Source organism: Endozoicomonas sp. (assembly GCF_031844845.1).
Classification (GTDB): Bacteria; Pseudomonadota; Gammaproteobacteria; order Pseudomonadales; family Endozoicomonadaceae; genus Endozoicomonas.
In genome coordinates this window covers 1-2,832 of sequence record NZ_JAVRMB020000245.1, presented here as the reverse complement: position 1 = coordinate 2,832, position 2,832 = coordinate 1, and the positions used below count along the sequence as shown (strand labels likewise).

The following is a 2,832-nucleotide window of genomic DNA, read 5'->3' as shown; positions in this document are numbered from 1 at the left end:
TTTTTTTCCATTTTTATCAGGTCGAACTCTGATACAAGGTCTACTGCCTGTACGGCGATTTCAGACGATCTAGCTGTATTCGCTGTATATGTCTCGATAACAACAATTCTTCTGCCACTAAAGGAGGTCATAGTAACCAGTGATGCTGGTTCTTCTTTCTGTATTTCTTTGTTCTGAGTAGTTTTGGGTATTGTTACTCCCTGCGGCGTTCCGGTAGAGCTTGGGATGCCCATGTTTATTACTTTCTGTTGGCCGAAGTACTGGCTTTGAGCTTTTTATTTATAGATGGTTCCCTTGATTAGAGTGATAAGCGTGAAGGCTGGTGTGGCCTGTGAAGCATGAGCATTTCAACCGGCGGAATGACCATAATGTTTTTTGTGCGCCAGATGACTCTGAGCTTTTCTTCCAGTTTGGTTTCTCCGTGACAGTCTTTGACGGGCTGTAGCTCGTATATGGTTTGCGGGGTGAGTATCTGTCGCATTTTAAAATCACTCTTTTACGAACCCGTCGTCAGTAACGCAGTAACTGACTGTCGATAGATGAACATCTGGGTCATCAGTTCCGCTTTTCTCTTCATCAGCTTCAAGTTCTTCCTGGCAGTCGTGACATAACCCATGGACGCAAAGCAAACCCTTCACGGCATTTGCTACAGACATTCGGATCATTATCAAGCACAGCTGATCACCCTATTAATGAAAACCTAATAACCATAGACGCTGCGGCAGGAAAGAACGACAAACCCCGTATTTTGAGTTCGGGGAAAGATAGAATTAGCTGGCTTTTTGCAGTCGCTTCACAGTGGCTACGGATATTCCCAGGTGTTCAGCCGTGTCGGCAATACTCATGGTTTCCCTGGCTTCTTTGACGATTGCCGGTTCAACGGATTTCTGGGAGCCTTTATACTTTCCTTCAGATTTGGCTCTGGCAATGCCTGCGAGTTGTCTTTCCAGCATCTTCTTACGTTCCATTTCAGCAACCTTACTCATGATGGTTATCAGGAATTCCCCGGAATCACTATCTAGATCAATACCCATGCGGGTGATAATGATTTTTACTCCCATACCTTTCAGCTTTGCGATTATCTGTTGAACGTCGATAGCATCACGGCCTAGTCGGTCAATATCTACGGTTATGAGAGTGTCACCATCACGAACATAGTTAAGCATGGCTGAGAAGCCTTCTCTCTCTTCTGTTTGTGTGATTCCACTGATACCGTGATCAATGAACTCCTTATCAATTTTGTACGGTTCTTTTGATAATTCCTGTCTCTGGTTCTCGATAGATTGTTCTTTGGTACTCACTCTGTAGTAAGCCACTGTTGCCACAAATCACCCCCGCTGGAAAATAGCCCTGTCTGGCTCCTTGAAGTTGGCTCAAGTATAGAGAGTGGCTCAATGAAAAATTAACACTTCATTGAGCTAGCTTTTATTGGGACACAGGAATTTTATAAATGGCTCAATAGCCCTTGCCCTGTTGAGCCAGACAACTAATGAATTATTACTGTCATACCTTGACTGTAATTTTGCTAAGCATCGGCAGTCAGTCGTTACGGATAAGTAGCGTTACACTGCCGGGCAGTTGTTTTAGGTTTTCCCAGGATCTGCCTTACCGGCAGTAGAAATGGGAAAATTGTTTATAACTAATAATTATAAGCAAAAAATTTCAGGCGCAAGTTTCTACATATACCATTTAGTTCTTACTTTACCTTCAGCATTCTAAAGAACACCTTCTTACCTTCGGTTTCCTGTACAACCACCACACCTTCAATATTGAATTCTTATCTCAGTACTACCTTCGGTTTCCTATTCAATGTCCAAGAACCAACCATTCATGGAATTCTTACCTAACCGGCACCACGGCTTCAATCATTGGGTTCGATCCAACACCGTTTAAAGCAAGGGCAAGGATTGCTTCGCAAACCTTGTATATATCTGATGTACACCGTATGTCCGGTTTTTTGTTAAGCCTGAAATAGGTCTGAATATGCCCTTCTTATGGTTCTGTCAGTAATACCGCTTAGCTTTGACACAGCAGCTTTTGTGACCCTTTTACCTTGTGCTGTTAATGTCCCTATTGCATCGATTCTTTTGATTGAGTATCTCTACGGTAACTATTCAGCACCCATCAAAAGCTGCTTGTTGTAATTCTGAAAAGTTTTAATAATAGATTTAATATATTCATTCCCTCCTTTAACAAACGACACATAGCTGTAAATCCGGTTACAACTGGAGCTACCTCCACTACTCTATTTTTGGTACTTAAGTTACTCGTAGACGAATGGCAGCATGCAGCTTGGAACGATCTTAAGTGGAATCAGCTTACGTTAGTTTATATAGAAGAGGGTAGTCGTTCAGCCAGGTATTACCCTGGCATTCACAACTACCGATTAGACATGATTATCCAGCATCAGCACCGAGCAAAGGCTTGTTGCTGTAATTTTGAACAGCTTTAAAAAGAGACTGAAATATATTCATTCCCTGTTTTTTAGCTGACGACAAATAGCTGCGAATCCGTGCAAATATGGAACCGACGTCATCACTTCTGAAGCAGCCTGAGATTTTCTGTTTTAGCTTGGCCATCCTGACATCTCGTTCGCTGCCATTGTTATCGAAAGGAATTGAGAAGTCGGACAGGTACTCACTGAGTCGCTTAAAGAGGTTGTAAGCCTTGGTATTCTTAACCTTCTTACGCCCAATCTCCTGCCGTTGTTTCTCCATGTAGGCGGCTTCTTTCGTTAGTGCCCGCTTAAGGATTCGGTCATAAATATCCTCAATCCGGTCACGCACAACGCTTGTCATTTGCGTCATACCAACTTTTTTGAAGGCCTTACAG

At 42.8% G+C, this 2,832-nt stretch carries 3 protein-coding genes; all 3 read right to left on the bottom strand.

The window, feature by feature from the left end:
- Positions 1-233: hypothetical protein (locus tag RM811_RS13165; protein WP_402524986.1), on the bottom strand; the 233-nt coding region annotated here is incomplete at its 3' end.
- Between the two features lie 537 nt (positions 234-770).
- The gene (locus RM811_RS13160; protein WP_402524983.1) at positions 771-1,325 is read right to left on the bottom strand and encodes a recombinase family protein; all 555 of its coding nucleotides are present in this window, start codon (positions 1,323-1,325) and stop codon (positions 771-773) included.
- Positions 1,326-2,396: 1,071 nt separating this feature from the next.
- Positions 2,397-2,832, bottom strand: a 436-nt coding sequence (locus RM811_RS13155; RefSeq protein WP_402524981.1) for a transposase, incomplete at its 5' end; no start/stop codon positions are given.